At 65.4% G+C, this 21,120-nt stretch carries 23 protein-coding genes, 2 tRNA genes and 3 pseudogenes; 16 read left to right on the top strand and 12 right to left on the bottom strand.

Features of this window, described 5'->3' with window-relative positions:
* Positions 1-27: 27 nt before the first annotated feature.
* From AAFL97_RS09065 to AAFL97_RS09080, 4 genes and pseudogenes are all read left to right on the top strand, one after another.
* Positions 28-204, top strand: coding sequence for a hypothetical protein (locus AAFL97_RS09065; RefSeq protein WP_341644628.1), 177 nt, complete (start codon positions 28-30; stop codon positions 202-204).
* A gap of 18 nt (positions 205-222) precedes the next feature.
* Positions 223-576 (top strand): tyrosine-type recombinase/integrase, encoded by a 354-nt coding sequence (locus tag AAFL97_RS09070; RefSeq protein WP_341644629.1) that lies wholly within the window; start codon positions 223-225, stop codon positions 574-576.
* A gap of 434 nt (positions 577-1,010) precedes the next feature.
* Positions 1,011-2,103 (top strand): annotated as a pseudogene (locus AAFL97_RS09075) (IS5 family transposase).
* Positions 2,104-2,418: 315 nt separating this feature from the next.
* Positions 2,419-3,015, top strand: coding sequence for a hypothetical protein (locus AAFL97_RS09080; RefSeq protein ID WP_341644630.1), 597 nt, complete (start codon positions 2,419-2,421; stop codon positions 3,013-3,015).
* A 517-nt stretch (positions 3,016-3,532) separates the two neighbouring features.
* Here AAFL97_RS09080 and AAFL97_RS09085 read toward each other — a convergent pair.
* From AAFL97_RS09085 to AAFL97_RS09100, 4 genes and pseudogenes are all read right to left on the bottom strand, one after another.
* A complete protein-coding gene (locus AAFL97_RS09085; RefSeq protein WP_341647126.1) occupies positions 3,533-4,162 on the bottom strand; it encodes a type II toxin-antitoxin system HipA family toxin in 630 nt (209 codons plus the stop codon).
* Positions 4,162-4,761, bottom strand: a complete 600-nt coding sequence (locus AAFL97_RS09090; protein ID WP_341644631.1) for a type II toxin-antitoxin system HipA family toxin — start codon at positions 4,759-4,761, stop codon at positions 4,162-4,164. The genes AAFL97_RS09085 and AAFL97_RS09090 overlap by 1 nt, the downstream gene beginning before the upstream one ends.
* Positions 4,762-4,787: 26 nt before the next feature.
* Complete coding sequence (locus tag AAFL97_RS09095; protein ID WP_341644632.1) at positions 4,788-5,120, bottom strand: helix-turn-helix domain-containing protein; 333 nt, start codon at positions 5,118-5,120, stop codon at positions 4,788-4,790.
* A 471-nt stretch (positions 5,121-5,591) separates the two neighbouring features.
* A pseudogene (locus AAFL97_RS09100) lies at positions 5,592-6,433 on the bottom strand (SIR2 family NAD-dependent protein deacylase).
* A 134-nt stretch (positions 6,434-6,567) separates the two neighbouring features.
* Between AAFL97_RS09100 and AAFL97_RS09105 the strand changes: the two are divergent.
* From AAFL97_RS09105 to AAFL97_RS09135, 7 genes are all read left to right on the top strand, one after another.
* Positions 6,568-6,936 (top strand): hypothetical protein, encoded by a 369-nt coding sequence (locus AAFL97_RS09105; RefSeq protein ID WP_341644633.1) that lies wholly within the window; start codon positions 6,568-6,570, stop codon positions 6,934-6,936.
* Between the two features lie 133 nt (positions 6,937-7,069).
* On the top strand, positions 7,070-7,228 hold the full coding sequence (locus tag AAFL97_RS09110; protein ID WP_341644634.1) for a phosphatase PAP2 family protein: 159 nt from the start codon (positions 7,070-7,072) through the stop codon (positions 7,226-7,228).
* Positions 7,225-7,581: a diacylglycerol kinase gene (locus AAFL97_RS09115; protein ID WP_341644635.1), complete on the top strand. Its 357-nt coding sequence runs from the start codon at positions 7,225-7,227 to the stop codon at positions 7,579-7,581. Before AAFL97_RS09110 ends, AAFL97_RS09115 begins: the two co-directional genes overlap by 4 nt.
* A gap of 61 nt (positions 7,582-7,642) precedes the next feature.
* Positions 7,643-7,717, top strand: a tRNA-Val gene (locus AAFL97_RS09120).
* A gap of 52 nt (positions 7,718-7,769) precedes the next feature.
* Positions 7,770-7,844, top strand: a tRNA-Val gene (locus AAFL97_RS09125).
* A gap of 80 nt (positions 7,845-7,924) precedes the next feature.
* Entirely contained in the window at positions 7,925-9,019 is a 1,095-nt protein-coding gene (gene trmA / locus AAFL97_RS09130; RefSeq protein ID WP_341644636.1) for a tRNA (uridine(54)-C5)-methyltransferase TrmA, read from the top strand.
* 159 nt (positions 9,020-9,178) lie between these two features.
* The gene (locus tag AAFL97_RS09135; RefSeq protein WP_341644637.1) at positions 9,179-10,993 is read left to right on the top strand and encodes a M61 family metallopeptidase; all 1,815 of its coding nucleotides are present in this window, start codon (positions 9,179-9,181) and stop codon (positions 10,991-10,993) included.
* A gap of 98 nt (positions 10,994-11,091) precedes the next feature.
* On the opposite strand, the gene AAFL97_RS09140 is transcribed toward AAFL97_RS09135, so the two are convergent.
* From AAFL97_RS09140 to AAFL97_RS09170, 7 genes and pseudogenes are all read right to left on the bottom strand, one after another.
* Positions 11,092-12,504 carry an MATE family efflux transporter gene (locus AAFL97_RS09140; RefSeq protein ID WP_341644638.1) on the bottom strand — a complete coding sequence of 471 codons (1,413 nt, stop codon included), beginning with the start codon at positions 12,502-12,504 and terminating at the stop codon, positions 11,092-11,094.
* Between the two features lie 76 nt (positions 12,505-12,580).
* Complete coding sequence (locus tag AAFL97_RS09145) at positions 12,581-13,069, bottom strand: hypothetical protein (RefSeq protein ID WP_341644639.1); 489 nt, start codon at positions 13,067-13,069, stop codon at positions 12,581-12,583.
* Between the two features lie 81 nt (positions 13,070-13,150).
* Positions 13,151-14,626 carry a Y-family DNA polymerase gene (locus tag AAFL97_RS09150; RefSeq protein WP_341644640.1) on the bottom strand — a complete coding sequence of 492 codons (1,476 nt, stop codon included), beginning with the start codon at positions 14,624-14,626 and terminating at the stop codon, positions 13,151-13,153.
* A gap of 119 nt (positions 14,627-14,745) precedes the next feature.
* Entirely contained in the window at positions 14,746-15,306 is a 561-nt protein-coding gene (imuA, locus tag AAFL97_RS09155; protein WP_341644641.1) for a translesion DNA synthesis-associated protein ImuA, read from the bottom strand.
* Positions 15,307-15,362: 56 nt separating this feature from the next.
* A pseudogene (lexA, locus tag AAFL97_RS09160) lies at positions 15,363-15,970 on the bottom strand (transcriptional repressor LexA).
* Positions 15,971-16,040: 70 nt separating this feature from the next.
* Complete coding sequence (locus tag AAFL97_RS09165) at positions 16,041-17,084, bottom strand: zinc-dependent alcohol dehydrogenase family protein (protein ID WP_341644642.1); 1,044 nt, start codon at positions 17,082-17,084, stop codon at positions 16,041-16,043.
* 192 nt (positions 17,085-17,276) lie between these two features.
* On the bottom strand, positions 17,277-17,531 hold the full coding sequence (locus AAFL97_RS09170) for a hypothetical protein (RefSeq protein WP_341644643.1): 255 nt from the start codon (positions 17,529-17,531) through the stop codon (positions 17,277-17,279).
* 53 nt (positions 17,532-17,584) lie between these two features.
* On the opposite strand from AAFL97_RS09170, the gene AAFL97_RS09175 reads away from it, so the two are divergent.
* Positions 17,585-17,767 (top strand): hypothetical protein, encoded by a 183-nt coding sequence (locus tag AAFL97_RS09175; RefSeq protein WP_341644644.1) that lies wholly within the window; start codon positions 17,585-17,587, stop codon positions 17,765-17,767.
* Between the two features lie 118 nt (positions 17,768-17,885).
* Here AAFL97_RS09175 and AAFL97_RS09180 read toward each other — a convergent pair whose 3' ends face one another.
* The gene (locus AAFL97_RS09180) at positions 17,886-18,821 is read right to left on the bottom strand and encodes a LysR substrate-binding domain-containing protein (RefSeq protein WP_341644645.1); all 936 of its coding nucleotides are present in this window, start codon (positions 18,819-18,821) and stop codon (positions 17,886-17,888) included.
* 93 nt (positions 18,822-18,914) lie between these two features.
* On the opposite strand from AAFL97_RS09180, the gene AAFL97_RS09185 reads away from it, so the two are divergent.
* From AAFL97_RS09185 to AAFL97_RS09200, 4 genes are all read left to right on the top strand, one after another.
* Positions 18,915-19,052 (top strand): hypothetical protein, encoded by a 138-nt coding sequence (locus AAFL97_RS09185; protein ID WP_341644646.1) that lies wholly within the window; start codon positions 18,915-18,917, stop codon positions 19,050-19,052.
* A 12-nt stretch (positions 19,053-19,064) separates the two neighbouring features.
* Entirely contained in the window at positions 19,065-19,754 is a 690-nt protein-coding gene (locus AAFL97_RS09190; protein ID WP_341644647.1) for a glutathione S-transferase N-terminal domain-containing protein, read from the top strand.
* A complete protein-coding gene (locus AAFL97_RS09195) occupies positions 19,751-20,356 on the top strand; it encodes a DsbA family protein (RefSeq protein ID WP_341644648.1) in 606 nt (201 codons plus the stop codon). The genes AAFL97_RS09190 and AAFL97_RS09195 overlap by 4 nt, the downstream gene beginning before the upstream one ends.
* Positions 20,357-20,449: 93 nt before the next feature.
* Positions 20,450-21,097: a 2-hydroxychromene-2-carboxylate isomerase gene (locus AAFL97_RS09200; RefSeq protein ID WP_341644649.1), complete on the top strand. Its 648-nt coding sequence runs from the start codon at positions 20,450-20,452 to the stop codon at positions 21,095-21,097.
* Positions 21,098-21,120 lie beyond the last annotated feature (23 nt).

Raw genomic sequence — 21,120 nt, forward strand, 5'->3', positions numbered from 1 at the left:
GGAAAGCTGGTCGGCCAGAAGGCGCCGTTGAGGCCCAAGGACATCTGGGTCATCCGTATCCATCTGCAGAACGCGCACGAGATGCGCGACCTCGCCATGAACCTCGCGATCGACAGCAAGCTCAGAGGCTGTGACCTCGTCAGCCTGCGGGTGCGCGACGTGACGCATGGAAACCGGGTGCTCTCACGCGCTATGGTCGTGTAGCGGAAGACGCAGCGGCCTGTGCAGTTCGAACTGACCGAGCCTACGCGCACGGCCGTGGCAGCGTGGATCGCGAAAGCGGGCCTGAAGTCGGAAGATTTCCTCTTCCCGAGCAGGGGGCACGACTCCCCGCATGTCTCCACCCGGCAGTACGCGAGGATCGTCGAGCACTGGGTGGCGGCGGCCGGCCTCGATCCGTCCGCCTACGGTACGCACTCTATGCGGCGCACGAAGGCGACATTGATCTACAAGCGGACGAAGAACCTGGGGGCCGTTCAGCTCCTGCTCGGCCACTCCAAACTTGAGTCGACGGTGCGGTACCTGGGCATCGAGGTCGATGACGCCTTGGAGATCTCCGAGCAGATTGAGATCTGAACCCGGAGCGGCTGCCCGCTAAGCTCGTGTGGGCGGCTGCTTACGGTGGTGATGCCGAGGGGTACTATTCGGCCAAAAGCAGCCATTCTCAATGTCCTTTTCCTCACGTAGTATTGAATACCTTTCAAACAGCGATCCCGCACAACCTTCCGAAGGAGTTCATTCATGTCGAGGCCCGAGATCAATGGAGATGCCATTTTCAAGCAGTTGCCGGAGATTATTCCTGGCTAGTTGAACTGGGGCTTCCTGCAGCGAACTCGTGCTTTGCTCGCTATGAAAAAATCATTGATAAGTTCTATCGTGACAGGCCGGACATCTTGCAGGATGGCGGCAGTCAGCGATTTCGAAACCTAACAGGTTGATGCATAACCTAGTGAACGATCCTGCGAGTTGATAGTCATAAATCCGTTCCTCAATCCCTTGTCCTGACAGCGATGCGCGGCCCACTCGATCCCCAGTCCTCGATGTTCCATTATTTCTCGCCGGAATCGCGCGTACCGGCCGATCATCCCCTGCGAAGGGTGAAGCAATTGGCCGATCGGGCGCTGAGTGCCATTTCGGCGGACCTGGATGCGCTGTACTCGAGTACCGGCCGCCCGTCGATTCCGCCTGAGCGCCTGCTCAAGGGGCAATTGCTGATCGCGCTGTACTCGATCCGGTCTGACCGGCAGTTCTGCGAACAACTGAACTACAACATCCTCTTTCGCTGGTTCCTCGACATGGACCTGGAGAGCGCAGGCCTGGACCAGTCGAATTTCAGCCGCCTGCGCGAACGCCTGGTGGCGACTGATATCGCCCGCCGCTTCTTTGACGAGGTGGTGAGCCTGGCGCGCCGGCAACATTTGCTGTCCTCGGATCACTTCACTTGTCGACGGCACGCTCATCGAAGCCTGGGCCTCGTTCAAGAGTTTCAAGCGCAAGGACGGCGAGCCGCCGAAAGACGGTGGTGATGGCACGGGGATGGTCAATTTCAAAGGTGAGAAGCGTTCGAACGCCACACACCAGAGCAGCACTGATCCTGACGCACGGCTCATGCGAAAGGGTAACGGCCAGCCTGCCAGGCTCAGCTACGGCGGGCATGTGCTCATGGAGAACCGTCATGGCCTGTGTGTCGACATCCTGATCACGGAATCGACGCAGGCCGAGCACCGTGCTGCACGCACGATGCTCACCCGCGCCCGCCGACGGCGTATCCACCCCAAGAGTCTGGCGGCCGACAAGGGTTACCACATCAAGGATTTCGTGGCGCACCTGCGCGCGCATCGTATCCGGCCGCACATTGCTCGAATCGACCATCGCTGCACGCCTGGACTCGATGGGCGCACGACGCGAACCGAGGGCTATCGGATCAGCCAACGCAAGCGAAAGCGGGTGGAGGAAATCTTCGGCTGGCTCAAGACGGTCGGTGGGTTGCGCAAGACGCGATTCATCGGGCAGGCGAAGACGCAAATGGCGGCCTTCATTTCTGGCGCAGCCTACAACTTGTTGAGAATCGCGAAATTGGGAAATGCGGGAGGAACGGCGTGAGTCGGGCAAACGAACCAGGGGCTGATCGGTCTCGGAACGTCCATGCCGGCAATGTGGGTCGCATTGAAAGCCCCATTCTCTCGACGAAGTCCCTGTGAAGATCAATTTGAACCCCTGGGTTAGTCCGGTGTTCAGCTCTTTTGCATCAGCCTGCTAAGTCTCGCCTACAGAGAGTGCCTTGACATTTGCGTTGTCTATACGTGTTTCAGGGGAACTAGGCATATAAACTTCATCAACAAACTATCTCAGGTCGTCGCAGGCCGGGAAGCTCCAGAGCCAAGAGAGGCGGGATCATCGCGCAACTATCTCTTAAAGTTGCTGGTTGCTGCCCGTTTTCAACATGCTGGATACACCATCGACTTCGACGAGAAGACAGACGTTGTAGCTCGGCGCGATGGCATCAAAGTGCATATAGAGTGCAAGCGCCTTACCTCAGAAAAACAACTCAACAAACGCATTGGAGAGGCTGCAGACCAATTGTCAAAAGCACCAACGAAGGTTGGCGAGAAGGTGGCAGGTCTGATTTTCCTCGACGTCTCCAGTTGCATCATCGAGAGCGTGCCGCGTGATGTTGATACGGCCAATGATGCAGAGCGTGAGGTGAAACGAGAACTGCAACGTTTTCTCTCACGCAACGCAGCCAAGACCGAAACTGCAAACCAGAAATATCTTGACGTTTCGTATGCAACTTGCTTCAGTACCGCATTGCCGATCTGGACTCGCTGCGACTTTGTGATGCAGACGGTTTCACCAATGGACGTTCGAGCTGCAGAGAGTCTTTCTGACGAAAGGTTCGAGAAGTTGAAGCAAGTTTTATCTGGCGTCGATCAAAGCTTCACCGAGATCTTTCGGCTGATGGAATCAGCGGCTCAAGCACCATTTGGTGAATCTCTGGCAGAGGAGCCAAATTGAGCGGAGCTTGACGAGCTTTGCCTAAATACGGGCAGTAAGCGCCCGTTTTTGGGATGCAAATGCACGCAGATCAATGACTCCTATGGGGCGGCAGTTCCAGTTCGCAGGAGAGGGAAGCTGTCGTTCGCCGTCGTCTGAAGGCCGAACGGCAGGTGACCAGCCATTGCTGCCTGCTTTCACCCATCAGGCCACCGACAGCTCCGGCCGAAAGCCAGTCCTTTGAGCGTATGCCTCGGGTCGATACGACCAGTTCGATGGACCAGAGACCGGCCGTTCGACGGCGCCGAGCGCCGTGCGGCAGGTGTCGGCAACACTGCTTCCGCTCAATCGGCGTAGGCTGGCCGGCAGTTGAGGCCGAAAGCCGGCCGCTGAGCGGATGGCTACCCTGCATGCCATAGACTCAGAGTGGCGGGAGTCGTCTCTGCAGTAGGGGTGAGGAGGGCAGCCTGTCCATCGACGGGCGCCACACCTGAGCGATCGGCAAGACGCTGGAGCAGTTTTCATGGGGTGAGTTTGCTCATGCCTGCTTCAGTCGGCTGGCCAGGATATGTGCCTCGACCTTACGGGTCAGGTGCTCGGGCACGCCAGCCGCGGCAAAGTTGGTTTGCCATGCGGTCTGCACACGGTGAGCCGTGATGCGGACTTCTTCCAGCAAGTCGTCACGCACCTGGTCGTGCAGGCCGATCCGGGCGAACAGGGCGGCAAAGGTGTCCAGGCTGATCGTGTCGAAGCGTTTAATGCCCGCCATGTTGAGAGCGGTCGATGTGTCATGGGTAGTGTAGGCTACCGTGGACACTAGATCGTAGGCCGGAGCCAGGCGCGGATGCGTCGGATCGCCGTAGATGAGGGACCAGTTCTTGATGTGGGCGTCGCCGTTTCCCAAGAGGACGTTGAGCACGAGACGGCGGGTCATTTCCTTCAGGTCCGGCAGGCCACCCGCGTAGCGCAGCAGCGTGAGCGCGATCATGTCGTAGTTGACCCGCCCATACTTTTGGGTGGGACGCAGGTTGAAAACCTGGGCGAAGTCTTCGACGTGCGTGCGGCCGCCATCGGGGCGATCGAAGCGCCGGATCGCGTAGAACGGTTCGCCGCGGCCGTAGCCGGACATACCGGGCAGGCCGTCGATCTGCTCCGGCAGCAGCAGCATCACTCTGGAACGTCGATGCCGACGGCACGGGCGGTTTCCATTGTTGCTGCCTCGACCTGTGGCAAGGCTTCGAAGTCCCGGGAAGGCGGCTTTATGATGTAGTTGCCCAGGCTGCCGCCGGTGTTGAGTGTGTAGCGCTCGCCTTGGCGTAGCATCGAGAACTTCATCTGCATGCCGCCGAGCGAGAACTTCAGTTCAGCCAGCTCGTCGGCCGCCGGCGAGACCGGCAGGCCGTGTTTCATGCGGAGATGGTCAGGCGTGTCGGTGGGCACCAGAACCACGGCACCGGGGAGGTCGTGCCCGAGCGCGGTCAACAACAGGAATTCCCGATCCTCGTGGACCTTCAGTCGCTCGGCGATGCGGGCACGCAAGCCGCCCTCGGGCAGCAGGTTCGAGAAGAAGGGTGGTGCCTTGACCGACGCGGACTTGTGGCGCTCATCGCGAAGCAGCGCCCGCGTCTGTGCCTCTTCGCCCGGGCGGGCCATAGACAGCGTGAGGATGGGACGCGAGGGGCCGAGGTCGATAAAATCCTCGCTGACGACGAAGATCGTCTTTTCGTCCAGGTAGTGCGTCAGGTAGCCGACCCGCAGATCGCCCAAGCGCACTTCCAGTGAGTGCACGGTACTCATTGCGGGTCCTTCAGATGATCGAATTCGGTCAGCAGATCCATCGGTGCCGGTTCAGGGGCGGTCGAGGTCCGTTCGTCGGAAGGCATCTTCGGCTGGAGCAGGGCGGCTTGCCCGAGCGGGACCAGCGCGACCTCCAGTCCAAGCGAGGCAGCGTAGGTGAGAAAGGTGTCCAGCGTGACTTCGCGGCCATTTTCGATCTTCGATACGGTGCCCTGACGCATGTGCTTCACATTGCTTTGGACCAAGCCAGCGGCCTCGCGGGCACGACGCAACTGCTTGCCCAGCAGGGCGAGCGTCTCGGGGTTGCGGATACGCGGTTGCGGCTTCATGCTGGGCTCTATATACGTGATAACGACTAATCTTGATTCAGTTTAAACGAAAGAGCGTCTAGCGTGAAATGAGATAGTCGATATGGCGTATAGGTGGTAGGGTGCGGCGCAGAGGGGACGGGGGGTGTTACAGGCCTCTCGACTAGGGCGGCTGTGGCGTGCCTTTCGCCTACAATGTCACCCTGCAATAACGCTGACACACTCGCCCGCCATCGGCAGTTCAACGGCGTGCCGGACTCGGGCAAACGCCAGTCGTGGGTAGTGTGGGGTATAAGTGGGGGTATGCAAAAGTTAGAACTGAAAAATTGCCTTTTTAATCAGCATATTGCATAAAAAATTCGAGCCCGTCAGCACCCGCCGGACACGCTGCCAGTCAGCAATTCGAAAGCCCGGCGTGCCCGGGCTTTCGCTTTTCCGTCGCCGAGCAAGGCAAAACCGCCGTTGGGCTAGTGCTCCACAGGCGTGAATTTTTCAGGCGCCAGGAAACCCTTCTTCGCACAAGGCATTCACGATGCCGTTCATGGCCTCGCTGCCACTCAGCGGCAGGCACACCTTCGTCCCTGACGTCATGCCCGCTTCGCGCAGATTGATGCGGATGAGCGGCGCCCCCTGTCTTTCGCCGAACAGGCGGACGGACGGGATGGCAGTGCCGGCGCCGATCTCGATCACGACCAGGCGTTCGACCGTGTGCCGCCAGGCATCCAGCCGCGCCTGCTGCGCCTCGAACGGTCTTCGATCCAGCCCCAGTCGCCGAACATCAGGATGTTGGGACGCGCCAGCGCGCCGCAGCGGGGGCACGAGGGGAAAGTATTGAGCAGTTCGCAGGCGTCGGCATCGACCTCGGGGGCGAAATCCCCGGCGGGCCAGATCGCGCTGCTGCATGGCTCCAGGCATTGCAGGTGATGAATCGAGCCGTGGCATTCGACGATGCGATCCGGGTCGAAACCAGCCTTCTGAAACTGCCCGTCCACGTTGCTGGTGAAGACGAAAGCGCCGTGGGGCAGGTGCCGTGCAATCTCCCGCAGCATGTCGAACGCGGCGCCGGGCACAGTCTGCCGGTACAAGGCCAGCCGGTGGCCGTAGAAACCCCAGGCCAGCCGGGGCTGGTCGTGAAAGGCGGCCGGATTGGCGATCTCCTGGAACTGCATGCGGGCCTTGCCGAGTGCCGGGTAGGCTCGCCACATGCCTTCGTTGCCGCGGAAATCCGGCAGGCCGGAATCGACGCCGAGGCCGGCGCCGGCCGTGACGAGAAGCCCGTCGGCTTCGGCAATGAGGCGGGCGCAGCGGATGAAGTCGGTGCTCAGGTCGTGCATGGGATCGTGGCGGGTCGGAAGCGACGCAGAGTGCTGCTCTCGCGCTTGTCATTGATCGATTGACCATTTTAGCGGCGGCGCGGCAGACTGTTGCCGCATCGGGAGCGAACGCGGCATCGGCGGAAGGGGAGGAGATGAGATTTCTGCGCACATGGCTGGAACCCCGTACGCCCGCGGCCGTGCTGCTGGCCTTGGCGGTCGGGGGCTTCGTCGTCGTTGCGCATGAAGTGGCGGCGGGCGCTACCCTCGACATGGATCGCGCCATCATGCTGGCCTTGCATCCGCAGCCCGATGGCGGTGGGCCGATGTGGCTGCAGTCCATGATGCGCGACGCCTCCGCGCTGGGCAGTACCTTGGGGCTCAGCCTGGTGGTGTGCCTGGCCGTGCTGTTCCTGCTGTTGTCCCGGCGAGGAAGCATGGCGCTGTTCGTGCTGGCTTCGGCGCTGGAAGTACTGCTCAGCACACTGCTCAAGGGGCTTTTTCGCGGCCGCGGCCGGACGTGATCCCGCATGGTGATTTCGTCACGAGTGCGAGCTTTCCGAGTGGGCACTCGATGATGTCGGCCACCGTGCTTACCTGACGCTCGCCATCCTGCTCGTCCGTCTCGCCGATACGCGGGCCCAGAAATGCTACATCGTGGGGGCCGCACTCTTGCTGTCGGGCATCGTGGGCTTGAGCCGAGTCTATCTCGGCGTCCATTGGCCGACCGACGTGCTGGCGGGATGGCTGGCTGGCGGAGCCTGGGCTCTGGGCTGGTGGATGGTGGCCGAACTGGTTTGGGGAAAACGCCGATGAAAGGCCAGCACTTTTCCCGGCGATTGCATTTTGCGCTGCTGGGGTTGAAGCGCACGCTTCGCGCCGAACGCAGTTTCCGTACGCATCTGGCTGCCGCGGCCGGGATGCTGGCCGTGCTGCTCGCCACGCGGCCCGCGCCGGTGTGGTGGGCGATCCTGGGGCTCGCAGTGGGCTTTGTATTGATGGCTGAATTGCTCAATACGGCGCTCGAAACCCTGATCGACCACCTGCATCCCGAGCAGCACCCCGAAATCGGTGCCGCCAAGGATATCGCTGCTGCTGCCGTACTGGTGGCAAGCGGATTCGCGGCTGTGGCCGGGCTTGCCTTTGCTGTCGATTGGATATCCAACTGACAGCAAAAAGCCGGCTTGACGGGCCCGGGCGCGGCTTCTACAATGCGCCCTCTTTGCGGAAGGGCGGTTAGCTCAGCGGTAGAGCACTGCCTTCACACGGCAGGGGTCACTGGTTCGATCCCAGTACCGCCCACCAGGCCTCAAGCGCCTCCTTTCGCAGACCGATCGCGCGAATCTTTCGCCGGATCGGGCGGTTAGCTCAGCGGTAGAGCACTGCCTTCACACGGCAGGGGTCACTGGTTCGATCCCAGTACCGCCCACCAGAACATTCGAAGAAGCGATGAAGCCGGCCAAGCAGCCGGCTTTTGTGTTTTTCCCGCCGACTTTTCTCCGGGCGCCTGCCATGTCCATCGACCCCGCCCAGTACGAATCTCAACTGGCCGTCAAGCTCGCCGCCTTCAAGCGGGATTTCGCCGATTTCGGCCTGCCCGAGCCGGAAGTCTTCCGCTCGGCGCCGCTGCACTACCGCATGCGCGCGGAGTTCCGCCTGTGGCACCACAGCGGGCGCATCGACTATGCGATGTTCGAGACCGCCGGCGACGACAAGAAAGTCGTGCTGATCGAGGATTTCCCCGCCGCGGCGCAGCCGATCCGCGAACTGATGCCGCGCCTGCGCGATGCCCTGCAGGATAGCGAAGTGCTCAAGCGCAAGCTGTTCCAGGTCGAGTTCCTCGCCACCCACAGCGGCGAGCTGATGGTGAGCCTGATCTACCACCGCCCGCTCGGCGACGACTGGACACAGGCGGCGCAGGCGCTGGCGGACCGCTTCGGCGTGCAGCTCATCGGCCGCAGCCGCAAGCAGAAGATCGTGCTCGGCCGCGACTGGCTGCTGGAATCCTTCGAACTCGACGGCCGCACGCTGCGCTACCAGCAGATCGAAGGCAGCTTCACCCAGCCCAATGCCGGCGTTAACCGGCAGATGCTGGGCTGGGCCCGCCGCCAGGTGGCGGATGCCGGCGGCGACCTGCTGGAGCTGTACTGCGGCAATGGCAACTTCACCGTGGCGCTGGCGCCGGCCTTCGGCAAGGTGCTGGCGACCGAAGTCAGCAAGTCCTCGGTGCGCGCGGCCAACTACAACCTGGACGCCAACGGCATCGGCAACGTCGCCATGGTGCGCATGTCGAGCGACGAGATCAGCGACGCGCTGGCCGGCGGGCGGGAATACCGCCGCATGAAGGAGATCGACCTCGGCGGCTACCGCTTTTCGACGCTGTTCGTCGATCCGCCGCGCAGCGGGCTGGATGCGGCCACGGTCGCGCTCGCCCGCGGCTTCGAGCGCATCCTGTACGTGTCCTGCAACCCGGCCACGCTGCGCGACAACGTCGCCGCGCTGCACGATACGCACGAGATCGCCGCCGCCGCGGTGTTCGACCAGTTCCCCTATACCCACCATCTCGAAAGCGGCCTGCTGCTGAAGCGGCGTCCGGTCGAAGGCTGAGCGGCGACGGAGCTGGGGGCCGGGCACGAGTGCTGCCCGGCGAGGAGCGCGGGCGGCAGCCCGGGTCGACGCGGGCGATGCAGGATGGTAAATACAGGGCTTCCCGCACGAAGGTTCGAGCCCCGTGCCAATCCCGCTGACAACCGGACCCGCGACACGATGCCTTCCGCCTTGCCCGCCGTCGAATACCGTATCCGCCCGGCCAATCCCGGCGCCCATCTTTTCCATGTGAGCTGCACCGTCCGCAATCCCGATCCGGCCGGCCAGGTTTTCCGCCTGCCGGCGTGGATTCCGGGCAGCTACATGATCCGCGAGTTCGCGCGCAACATCGTCACACTGCGCGCCGAGCTGGATGGCGAACCCTGGCCGGTCGACAAGCTCGACAAGCACAGCTGGCGTGCCGCGCCCCTGGCGGACGGCGGCGTGCTTTGCCTGCACTACGAGATTTATGCCTGGGATCTGTCGGTACGCGCCGCCCATCTGGACGGCACCCACGGCTTCTTCAACGGCACCAGCGTGTTCCTGGCGGTGGAAGGGCGCACCGATCGTCCCTGCCTGGTCGACATCGAGCGGCCGGATGGCGCCGAATACCGCGACTGGAAAGTCGCCACCGCCTTGCCGCTTGCACACGGCGTCGTCGGTGCGGCGCGGCCCTACGGTTTCGGCTGGTATCGCGCCGCAGACTACGACGAGCTGATCGATCACCCGGTCGAGATGGGCAGCTTCGCCCTAGGCCATTTCGAGGCCGCCGGCACCACCCACGACGTGGTGCTGACCGGCCGTCACGATTGCGACCTCGAGCGCCTGTGCAAGGACCTGCAGCGGATCTGCGAATGGCAGATCAAGCTGTTCGGCGCGCCGCCGCCGATGGATTACTACGCTTTCCTGACCATGGTGGTGGGCGACGGCTACGGCGGGCTGGAGCATCGCGCTTCGACCGCGCTGCTGTGCAGCCGCGCCGATCTGCCGTGGAAGGGCATGGAAGGCCTGCCCGACGGCTACAAGAGCTTTCTCGGCCTGTGCAGCCACGAGTATTTCCATACCTGGAACGTCAAGCGCATCAAGCCGGCGGCCTTCACGCCTTACGATCTGACCCAGGAAAACTACACCCGCCTGCTGTGGGCTTTCGAAGGCTTCACTTCGTATTACGATGACCTTGCGCTGGTGCGCAGCGGCGTGATCACGCCCGAGGACTATCTCGGCCTGCTCGGCAAGACCGTCTCCGCCGTGCTGCGCGGCAGCGGGCGGAGCAAGCAGAGCGTGGCGGAATCGTCCTTTGATGCATGGACCAAGTATTACCGCCAGGACGAGAACGCGCCCAACGCCATCGTCAGCTATTACGCCAAGGGCGCGCTGATCGCCCTCGCGCTCGACCTGCAGTTGCGTGCCGGCAGCGACGGCCGAACCAGCCTGGACGACGTGATGCGCCTGCTGTGGCAACGCCATGGGCAGACCGGGCTGGGGGTGGCGGAAGAGGGCATCTTCGACGCGGTGCGCGAGGTGGGCGGCAGCACACTGGGAAGCAAGCTTGCGCGCTGGCTGAAGAAGACGGTCGAGGGCACCGACGACCTGCCGCTGGCGAAGCTGCTGAAGGGTTTCGGCATCGACTGGCAGGCCGAGCCGACGGCCGCCGCGCCTTCGCTCGGTATCAAGCTGGCGGCCGGCAATGGCGAATGCAGGTTCGCCAGCGTCCATGACGGCGGTGCGGCGCAGGCGGCCGGGCTGTCGGCCGGCGACGTGCTGATCGCGCTCGACGGCCTCAGGCTGGGCAGCGGCAAGGCGCTCGACGACATGCTCGCCCGGCGCCGGCCCGGCGACGAAGTGGAGATCCACGCCTTCCGCCGCGACGAGTTGATGGTGTTCAGCGTGGTGCTGGGCGAGCCGGTCGTCGACAAGATCAGCCTGAAGCCCGCAGCCAAGGCTGCCGCCAGCGCGCTGAAGCTGCGTCGGGGCTGGCTGGGCCGGGCTGCGTGACATGGAATGGGGTGGGTCGGACCGCACAGGTAGAGCGACGCGAAACCCATCGAACATGGTCGCAGAGTGGTGGGTTTCGACCCACCCGACCCCCTGCATCAGGTACTCGGTGGCGCCTGCTGGCGTCCCATCACCCTGAGCAGCAGCCAGCCGAACAGCACGGAAGCCAGCACGGTCGCGGCCACGCTGGCTTCCCAGAAGCCGGCGACGCTGGGCGCCGCCTCGCGGCCGAAGGCGTGATAGGTGGCCCAGTAGCCGCCGCCCAGGCCGACGCCCCAGAAGCACAGGGTGTGCAGCAGCATCGGCAGCAGCGTGACCTTGAAGCCGCGCAAGGCATGCGCGGCCACGGTCTGGATCGCGTCGGTCAGTTGATAGATGCAGATGTAGACGATCAGGCCGAGCGCCACCGTGCGTACCGCCGGGTCGGTTGATGACAGGCCGATCACCGGCTCGCGCAGCAGCCACAGGCCGATGCCGATCAGCATGGCGAAGCCGGAACTCAGCCACAGGCTGACTTTCACCGTCGCGCGTGCACGTGCCCAGTCGTGTGCGCCGGCTGCCTGGCCGACCAGCACCAGGGTGGCGATCGACATCGCCAGCGGCAGCATGTAGACCAGCGCCGACAGGTTGGCGACCACCCGATGGCCGGCCACCGCTTCGGAACCGAGGCGGGCGGCGAACAGCGCGATCAGCGTGAAGGAAGTGATCTCGATGAAGGTGGAAAAACCCATCGGCATGCCCAGGCGCAGCAGCAGGCCGATCTCGCGCGGGCGGGGCGCCTGCCAGCGCGAGAAGATCGCGTACTGGCGGTAGGCCGGGCTGCGCAGCAGGTGCAGCAGGCCGCAACCCAGTCCCAGCCAACTGACGATGGCGGTCGAGATGCCGCAGCCGATGCCGCCGAGCGCGGGCAGGCCGGCGAAGCCGAACAGGCCGTGGGTCAGCGCCCAGGCGAGTGGCACATGCACGCAGACAGCAATGAAGCTGATGACCATCAGCACCCGCGGCCGTCCAACCGCGTTGTTGAAGGCGTAGAAGGTGCGATACAGCAGCACCGCCGGCAGGCCGAAGGCGGTGGCCCGCAGGTAGGCGCCGGCGCCTTCGGCAATCTCGGGCGGCACGCGGGCGAAGCGGAGCAGGGTCTCCGGCTGGCCGAGCACCAGGCAGCCCGGCACGGCCAGCATCAGCGCCAGCCAGAAACCCTGCTGCAGGGCCGGCCCGATCGCGCTGGTTCTTCCGCCACCGACATGGTGGGCGATCGTCGGCGCGACCGCCTGCAGGATGCCGACCAGCAGCATCACCACGGAAATGTAGAGCCCGTTGCCGATCGCGACCGCCGCGAGATCGGCCGTGCCGTAGCGGCCGGCGATCAGCGTGTCGGCGATCATCATGCCCATCGACAGCACCTGTGCGACCAGCACCGGCCAGGCGTGGTGCAGCAACTGGCGGGCGATGGCCACTGCGGACGGCGGCGGCGCGGCTGACGACACGGCGAGCGTGCTGGAAGGACTCAACCTTGCGTCGCGCTGCGGGGGAACAGGCGCGGATGCCAGTAGCGCCAGGCGAGGAAGCCGAACAGCACGGCCATGATCAGCCAGAAACCCACACCCTGCCAGAAGGCGATCGGATCGGTGGCGAGGAAGTAGTCGCGCGGTGGGCGCACGAAATGGATGCGGCCCTCATACAGGCCGCGCCCGGCGCGGCAATGGCGGCCAGCGCGGGCGAGAACCACACCAGCAGGCCGACTGCGACGATGGGTTTGTCGAGCGCAGCGCTGGTCGTGCGCCTGGGCAGGTAGACGCTGTCCACGCCGAACCAGACCGCCAGCAGGAAGCCGATGGCGGCCACCAGCGGTGCAATCGCCAGTACCGCGCCGAGCAGCGTGGCCGCGGCCATGAAAGGCAGGCCTTCGAGCGGGAGGATCCGGTCCCAGATCGGTTCGAGCCGGCTGAACAGCCACCACGAGATCGGCAGCGCGATGATGAAGGTGAGCAGGCTCCGTTTGGCACGGCGGCGGGCGGCGTCGCCCGGCAGTTCGGCAGGTATGTCGGGAGCGTGAGGAGAAGAGGGGGAGGGCATGTCTGTTCTTGTCCGGCAGGCCGGGAAAAATGTGCCGGGGAGTACTACGTTCGCAAGGCGCTTCCCGGCGCAGCGACCGCGTCAGCCGAAGCAGCCGTGCAGGAACCAGCCGTCCGGCGATGCGAGATCATGGAAAACCCAGCACAGACTGCTGTCGTCACGGCGGGCGAGGTAGTAGTCGCGCTGGATGTCGCCTTCATCCCACCAGCCGCTTTCGATGCGTTCGGCGTTGCCGAGCAGCGTGCTCTGCCGTGGGTCGATCGCTCGCGGTGCAGGGAGCAGCCACAGGGGACGCAAGTTTCGGGTGAGGGAAGGTTCTGCCTGGCTGCTGCGGGGCTGCTCCCCGCAGGTTTTCCAGGCGACTTCCGGGCGGTGGTCGGCAAGCGGCGCGAGGCGGCGCACCGCGCCGTCGCCGAGCCGTGCGCGCAGGCGGTCGAGCAGCCGCAGTGCTTCGTCCCGGGCCTGGCCGGGAGTGCCGAACAGGTCGGTGGCATGCGCGCCGCGCTCGAGCGGATGCTCGGCTTCCAGGCGCAGGATGCAGATCTCGGCAGGCAGCACCTGCATGCCCAGGCGTTCGCGCGTGATCAGGGCGAGATGCTCCGCATCGTCTGAAGGATGGCCGAGCACGATGTCCAGCGGCGTTTCCCCGCTGCCTTCATGGACCAGCGCCAGGCGGCAATGGTCGATCCCTGCATGCCTGGCCTGCAGCCAGGCCGACAGGCTGGCGAACAATCGGCGGGCGGCGAACAGCAGGGCTTCGCTGTGATGGGTCGGCGCCGGCAGCGCCAGTTCGTGCGAGAAGCGCGCAGGCGGCTCGAACCAGGGGCGAGGGTCGGGCTGTTCGCCGCGGGCGCGGGCGATCAGCAGGCCGACGGCCTGGGCCTGGCGACGGGCCAGGCCTGCCGCGGGCAATGCACGTACCGCGCCGATGCTGCGGGCGCCGAGGCCGTCCAGCAGTTCGAGCGCGCTGGCGGAACAGGCCGTGGCGGCATGAGCGAGCGTTTGGGGGAGAGCCGGGTCGCCGTCCGCGCCGCTGCCGAGTACGGACAGCGGCAAGCCGTCCAGCGCCTCGCGCCAGTCGATGCCGGCCGCGGGGTCCTGCCCGCAGGCAGCGAACCAGCAGGCGGCCAGCGGCGTGGGTGCGCAGGCGAGGCGGGCTTCGATGCCGAGTTGCAGCAGGCCTTCGCGGGCTTGCTGGCGGATCGCGTCCACGCCGCCGAACAGGCGCAGGCTGGCACCGATCTCGAGCAGCACGGTGTCGGGCGGAGCAAGGCTGATACGCGGCGTGAAGCGCCCGGCCCAGCAGGCGATTTCATTCAGCAGGGCGGCTTCGCGTGCGGTCTGGCGAGCTTGCAGCTGCAGCGTCGGCGCCATGGCCTGGGCGGCCGACAAGGCCTGGCCGGCAAAGACGCCCTGGGCGCGGGCAGCGCCGTTGGCGGCGAGGATGCGGTTACGGCGGCCGCTGTCGATCACGCCGAGCGGCGTGTCCTCGTCGGCCAGGCCGCGGGTGAATATCTGCAGCGGCAGCTCCGGCAGCTTGATCGCGAGCCACGGCATCTTTGTTCAGCCGACGAGGGCGAGGCGCCGTGCCGTGCCGGCGCAGGCGTCGTTCGTCGCGGTGGTGTCGTCGCACCAGCTCAGCAGCACAGGGCGTGCTGCAGGCGGGCCGCGCCGTTTCAGGATGTCGATGCGCAGCCCCCGGTCGTGGGAGCCAGGGCCAGGCGCAAGGGCGCGGGTGAGGCATGGTGTGCCATGCCGCGTGTGCGGAACAGGAACAGTGGCGTGGCGCTTTCTTCGGCAGCCAGTTGCAGGCGGCGCAGCGCTGCGGTGTCGGGCCGCGCAAGCCAGGTCAGCACCAGGGCACAGGCGCCGCTGGCCGTCGCCTGGCGGGCGGCCCACAGGGCTTCTGCCGCGCTGCTTGGCTGGACCAGCAGCAGGCGCTGCAGCAGCACGCCGGCAGCGGCCAGCGCCGGTGCGTAGGGCAGCAAGGGCGGCGCGATACAGGCGATCCAGCGTTCGGCGCCGGCCTTGCGCATCAGCGGCAGCAGCAGGGACAGCTCGCCCACGCCGGGGTGTTCGGCCAGCAGTTCGATCAGCGCGCCGGCCGGCCAGCCGCCGCCGGGCAGCTCCGCATCGAGTGCCGGAAAGCCGGTGGGCAGGATGCCGCCGGGCGGCAGCGCCAGATGCGAGCCCTGCCAGACGAGGCCGGCGGGCAGGTTCTCGAGCAACTGGGCCACGGCGTGCTCCGCGTGATTCGTCGATGCGCGGCAGGCGCGGACAGGACAGGGAAAATTCAGTGATCCTGGCGGATCAGGCCGACCATGATGCCTTCGATGGCCAGCGGATCGCGCCGGGTGTCGACGACGATGGGCGAGAAGTCGGGGTTGGCGGGCAGCAGCTCGACCAGCGGCCCCTTACGCTGCAGCGTCTTGACGGTGACTTCGTCTTCCAGCCGGGCGACGACGATCTGGCCGTTGCGCGCCTCGGGGCTGCGATGCACGGCGATCAGGTCGCCGTCGAGGATGCCGGCGTCGCGCATGCTCATGCCGCGCACGCGCAGCAGGTAGTCGGCGCGCGGCGAGAACAATGCGGGGTCGAGCTGGAGCCGGGTTTCGACATGCTCCGCCGCCAGGATCGGGCTGCCGGCGGCGACGCGGCCGACCAGCGGCAGGCCCAGCGCTTCGGCCAGGCGGATGCCGCGGGCGCGGCCTTCTTCCAGCAGGATGGCGCCTTTGGCGGCGAGCGCGCGCAGATGGGTTTCGGCCGCGTTGGGTGAGCGGAAACCGAAGGCGGTGCAGACTTCGGCACGAGTGGGGGGCGGCCTTCGCTTTCGACGGTGGCGCGGATGAAATCGAGGATTTCCTGCTGGCGGGCGGTGAGCTTCTCGCTGCGGACGTTCATTACAGCCTCCTTGTGGATGGCTGTAATTTTAAACAGTTGATGGAGAACGGCAAGCCTGGCTGGTGGGTCATCAGGGAATCAGCACCGCAGCGCCCTGCAGCGCACCCCGGCGCAGCCGGTCGAGGGCGTCGTTGGCATCGGCCAGCGCGAAGCGCGTCACTTCGGTGCGTACGGGTACGCGGGCAGCCAGGGCGAGGAATTCGTCGCCGTCGCGCCGGGTCAGGTTGGCGACCGACATGATGCGGCGTTCGCCCCACAGGATGTCGTAGGGGAAGGAGGGGATGTCGCTCATGTGGATGCCCGCGCAGACCACGCTGCCGCCCTTGCTCAGCGCCCGCAGCGCGGCCGGCACCAGTTCGCCCGCCGGGGCAAAGATCAGCGCGGCGTCCAGCGGCTGCGGCGGCAGTTCGTCCGATACACCGGCCCAGCAGGCGCCGAGCGAGCGCGCAAAGTCGCGGCTGGCTGTGTCGTCGCGGCGGGTGAAGGCGTAGATTTCGCGTCCTTGCCAGACGGCGACCTGGCAGATGATGTGGGCGGCGGCGCCGAAGCCGTAGATGCCCAGTCGGCGCGCGTCGCCGGCCATCGCCAGCGCCCGGTAGCCGATCAGGCCGGCGCACAGCAGCGGCGCGGCCTCGGCGGCGTCGATCGCGCCGTCGAGCGGAAAGCAGTAGCGCGCGTCGGCCAGGGTGAATTGCGCATAGCCGCCGTGGATCTGGTGGCCGGTGAAGCGGGCCTCGTCGCACAGGTTCTCGCGCTGGCTGTCGCAGTAGGCGCAGTGGCCGCAGGTCCAGCCCAGCCAGGGCACGCCCATGCGCTGGCCGAGGCGGATGCCGTGCACGCCGCTGCCGATCGCGGCGACGCGGCCGACGATCTCGTGGCCGGGAATCATCGGCAGCACGGGGTCGGGCAATTCGCCGTCGATCAGATGCAGGTCGGTGCGGCAGACGCCGCAGGCTTCGACCCGGAGCAGAACCTGGCCGGCCTGCGGCACGGGGCGCGGCAGCTCGACAGCCTTCAAGGGCTCGAAAGGACGTTCGAGCACCATCGCGCGCATGCGATCCGGCAGATCCGGGAGAGAGAGCCCCGACTGGGAGTCATGCTTGGTGGAGGACATCGCTGTGTCTCCTTGGTGAGGCGCTTCGAGCATGGCCCGTTTCCGGGTTTTGCCCGATGCAGACGAGGAGATTTTCGGCTCCACACGCTTGCCGGGCAAGCATTCCGTCGCCGACGGCGGCTCGAGCAGATCAGGCGCGGCCGCTTGAAGGCTGGGGCGATGTCTCCGCCAACGGCTTGGAAGCCGGCCGGCTCAGCGCCACGACCAGTTCTCGCCATCGATGACGATCGATGTTCGGCTGCCGAAGCTGCCTTCAGCGGAGAGTTCGAGCAGGTTGCCGGAACTGATGTAGGCCTTCGTTCCGACGGCCTTGAGCAAGGATGGGGAGGGCTTCACGCCGGCGCAGGAGGCGAGCCAGGGCAACTCGCGCTGCAAGGCCTCGAGCCAGCGCTGGGCCATGGAGTCGTCGATGACCAGCAGCTCGAGGTCAACGTCACGACGGCTCATGAGCTTGCTCCTTTCTGATTGCTGTACGAAAATACAGTATAAGAGGAAACGCCATGATGAAAAGCCCTACACCACATCTGAACTGTCCGAGTTGCCACACGCCGGTGGTGCTGGATCGCTACGATCGCGCGTGCACCGTTGCAAATACTTATCTTGTCTGTCCTGAGTGTGACTACACCTTTCTGTTCGAAGGTGTGCTGGATGGCACGCTCTCCAGGATTTCCGAACCATCCTGACATCTGATCGGTTCGAGGGCGTGTGGCGCGCAGCACGATGTGAAGCAGAAATTACAGGTCGGCGGGAAGGCAGGCATGGGGAGGTCTGACGATGCAGACCCGTCTTCGGGCAGGTAGCTTACTTTCGGGCTGCTTCTTCACATTCATCCGTCTGCTTCGCTTCGGCCAGGATCCAGTCGATCAAGGCCTGGGCGCCCTTCGACGGCTCGGCATCCCGCTGGAGCAGGTAGAAAGCCTTGCTCGACTGCGGGCCGGACCGGCGCGTCGGTAGCGCAATCAGACGTCCATCGTCGAGCATCGGGCGGATGAACTGGCTGCGGCCGAGGGCAATGCCCTGGCCCGCGACCGCGGCATGGATCATCTGATCGAACAGATTGAAGCGGATCACCCCTTTCGGCCTGATGCCCGCCCAGCCCTGCGCCTCGAGCCAGGCATCCCAGTTCCAGCAGGGCGACGAATCGCCCTCGAACTCGAGCAGCACCGAGCGCGCAACGATCTCCAGGTCGTCCAGCCTGCGGATACCCAGGCTCGGGTGCGCCACCGGAAAGATCGTTTCGCCGAAAAGCCGCCGCGCGCCGGCCGGCATCTGCTCCAGTACGCCGTAGCGGATCGCGATGTCCAGCCCTTCGCGGCGCAGGTCCATGATGCTGTCGCTGGCCGACAGGCGGACCTCGACCTTCGGATGGTGCTGCTGGAACTGCGGCAGCCGCGGCAGCAGCCACAGCCCCACGAAGGAAATGCTGGCGGTCAGCGTGGCCGGCCGCTGCGCAAGCAGGCTGGCCTGCAGCGCCCCGACCGTGTCCTGCAACTGCTGCATCGCGCTGTCGGCGCTGACGAACAGGCGTTCGCCTTCGGCCGTGAAATGGATCGCGCGGTGCGTGCGCTCGAACAGCTTCATCCCCACTGCCGCTTCCAGCGCATGGATCTGGCGGCTGACGGCCGACTGGGTCAGGAACAGATCCTGTGCAGCCAGCGTGATGCTCATACGCCGCCCTACGGCGACGAAGCTGCGCAGAAGATCCGGCGAAGGAAGCCTGGCGAGTGAAACTGACATTCCGTCACCGCATGCGAGCTGCCGAAAAACTCGTTTGTACCAGCTTCACGCATGAATTCAAATGAAGCTCCATACATAAAAGGAGCTTCAGGCATGCCACACGCCATCGATCCCGACTTCGCCGCCCGCGTCCGCGAAAGCTTCGAACGCCAGCACGTCATGCATCTGATCCGGGCGACCCTGCCGGCCGTCGGGCCGGGGCGCACCGAAATCCACCTGCCCCGAAAGTGAACGAGAACGACGATGATCCATCTCCATAGCTGGCCCGCTCCCAATGGGCACAAGGTACAGATCCTGGTCGAGGAACTGGGCATTCCCTACACCCTCGTCCCGATCGACATCACCAAAGGCGAACAGCACACGCCCGCTTACCGGGCGATCAACCCGAACACCAGGATTCCGGCGATCATCGACGACGAGCCGCTGGACGGCGGCGAGCCCATCACCATCTTCGAGAGCGGCGCGGTCATGCTCTACCTCGCCGAGAAGACCCGGCGCTTCATTCCCGCCGAACCGCGCCGGCGCATCGAGATGCTGCAATGGCTGTTCTGGCAGGTCGGCGGTCTCGGGCCGATGATGGGGCAGGCGCAGCATTTCTTCCGCTATGCACCCAGCCCCGTTCCCTACGCCATCGAGCGCTACCAGAAGGAGACGCGACGGCTGCTGACGGTGCTCGACCAGCGGCTCGCCGGCAGGGACTACCTCTGCGACGACTATTCGATAACCGACATGGCCTGCTTTCCGTGGGTCCGCATCCACAAATACACCGGTGTCGGCCTCGACGATTTTGCGAACGTGCAGGCCTGGTACGGCCGCGTGCGCGGCCGGCCCGCGGTGGGCAGGGGCCTCGACCTGCTGCGGGAGCGCTGGGTGGACGTCACGACCTCCGACGAGGCCAAGCACAACCTGTTCAAGGCGGGAGACGGCGCATGAGCGGGCAGGGCACCCCGGTGGTGGACGCCTTCATCGACCTGCGCAGCCCGTACTCCTACCTCTCCCTCGGACCTGCACGCCAACTGGTCGAACGCACCGGGGTAGGCTTCGACTGGTGGCCGTACATCACGGATTTCCGTTCCGCCTATGGCGGCGAAGTGGAAGCGCGCACCAGCCGCGACGTCGCCAAGGTGAAGTACCTGTACATGGACTGCCGCCGCCTGGCCAAAAAGCAGGGCCTGACGATACGCGCCACGACCAAGCTGTGGGAGCCGACGCTGGGCTGCCAGGCCATGCTGTTCGCCAAGTTGCACGACCGGCTGTGGGCCTTCCTCGACCCGACGCTTGCTGCATTCTGGCGCCGGGAGTTCGATCTCGAATCCCATGCGGAGATCGAGGCCGCGCTGCAGTCGGCCGGGCTGGACGTGCAGGCATGGCGGCGCTACCTCGCCACCGATGCCGAGGCGGATCTGGCTGCGGCGCGTGCGAAGGCGGAAGCGCTCGGCGTGTTCGGCGCACCGACCTTCGTCCATCGAGGCGAGCTTTTCTGGGGAAGCGACCGCGTCGACCTGCTTGCCGAAGCCCTGACCGGGGCGGCGTGATTTTCCCGACTACATACCGCGCGACCGGGCATGCTTTGTCCACCTTCCCGCCGCATCTAAGATGTCCGACACCCTGTGACCGAGGAAACGATCGTGAGCACTGCCGAACCCACAGCCAACGCCGTCTTTTACTTCGACGTCATCTCGCCCTGGGCCTGCCTGATGGACCAGGCCCTGCGCCGCGAGCCGCTGCCGGTCGAACTCGAACGGCGCCCCGTGCTGTTCGCCGGGCTGCTGAACGCCTTCGGCCACAAGGGGCCGGCCGAAATCGAGCGCAAGCGGCGCTTCACCTACGAACTGTGCACCTGGACCGCCCAGGAACGGGGCTTCCCCTTCGTGATGCCGGCCGTGCATCCGTTCAACCCCCTGCGCTACCTGCGCCTCATCGTCGCGCTGGGCGCCACGCCCGCTGTGGTGTCGGCGGTGTTCGACGCGCTCTACACCACCGGTTGCGACCCCGAGAGCGCCGAAGCCTGGCAGGACGTGCTCGATCGCCTGGGCGTCGACGCAAGCACGCTGGATCTGGATGCACCCGAAGTGAAGAACCGGCTCAAGGACAGCACGGCCCAGGCCGCCAGCGATGGCGTCTTCGGCGTACCGACGATCGTGGTCGGCGAACGCCTGTTCTGGGGACTGGACGCCTTGCCGATGCTGCGCGCCCATGTGCGGAATGACCCCCGGCTGACCTCGCCGGCGATGCAGGCCGCAGCCAAGGTCCGCTTCGGCGCTCGCCGCGCCTGAGCAATGCGGCACGCCTCGTGTGC

It is taken from the genome of Thauera sp. SDU_THAU2 (genome assembly GCF_038260575.1).
GTDB lineage: Bacteria > Pseudomonadota > Gammaproteobacteria > Burkholderiales > Rhodocyclaceae > Thauera.

What these genes read in the sequence shown, in the direction of transcription:
- AAFL97_RS09085 (WP_341647126.1), bottom strand. Translation starts at nt 4,162, where the DNA reads ATGCTGCTGCTGCCGGAGCAGATCGACGGCCTGCCCGGTATGTCCGGC.
- AAFL97_RS09095 (WP_341644632.1), bottom strand. Translation starts at nt 5,120, where the DNA reads ATGAAGCCGCAACCGCGTATCCGCAACCCCGAGACGCTCGCCCTGCTG.
- AAFL97_RS09105 (WP_341644633.1), top strand. Translation starts at nt 6,568, where the DNA reads ATGAGATTTCTGCGCACATGGCTGGAACCCCGTACGCCCGCGGCCGTG.
- AAFL97_RS09115 (WP_341644635.1), top strand. Translation starts at nt 7,225, where the DNA reads ATGAAAGGCCAGCACTTTTCCCGGCGATTGCATTTTGCGCTGCTGGGG.
- trmA (WP_341644636.1), top strand. Translation starts at nt 7,925, where the DNA reads ATGTCCATCGACCCCGCCCAGTACGAATCTCAACTGGCCGTCAAGCTC.
- AAFL97_RS09135 (WP_341644637.1), top strand. Translation starts at nt 9,179, where the DNA reads ATGCCTTCCGCCTTGCCCGCCGTCGAATACCGTATCCGCCCGGCCAAT.
- AAFL97_RS09145 (WP_341644639.1), bottom strand. Translation starts at nt 13,069, where the DNA reads ATGCCCTCCCCCTCTTCTCCTCACGCTCCCGACATACCTGCCGAACTG.
- AAFL97_RS09150 (WP_341644640.1), bottom strand. Translation starts at nt 14,626, where the DNA reads ATGCCGTGGCTCGCGATCAAGCTGCCGGAGCTGCCGCTGCAGATATTC.
- AAFL97_RS09165 (WP_341644642.1), bottom strand. Translation starts at nt 17,084, where the DNA reads ATGTCCTCCACCAAGCATGACTCCCAGTCGGGGCTCTCTCTCCCGGAT.
- AAFL97_RS09170 (WP_341644643.1), bottom strand. Translation starts at nt 17,531, where the DNA reads ATGAGCCGTCGTGACGTTGACCTCGAGCTGCTGGTCATCGACGACTCC.
- AAFL97_RS09175 (WP_341644644.1), top strand. Translation starts at nt 17,585, where the DNA reads ATGATGAAAAGCCCTACACCACATCTGAACTGTCCGAGTTGCCACACG.
- AAFL97_RS09180 (WP_341644645.1), bottom strand. Translation starts at nt 18,821, where the DNA reads ATGTCAGTTTCACTCGCCAGGCTTCCTTCGCCGGATCTTCTGCGCAGC.
- AAFL97_RS09185 (WP_341644646.1), top strand. Translation starts at nt 18,915, where the DNA reads ATGCCACACGCCATCGATCCCGACTTCGCCGCCCGCGTCCGCGAAAGC.
- AAFL97_RS09190 (WP_341644647.1), top strand. Translation starts at nt 19,065, where the DNA reads ATGATCCATCTCCATAGCTGGCCCGCTCCCAATGGGCACAAGGTACAG.
- AAFL97_RS09195 (WP_341644648.1), top strand. Translation starts at nt 19,751, where the DNA reads ATGAGCGGGCAGGGCACCCCGGTGGTGGACGCCTTCATCGACCTGCGC.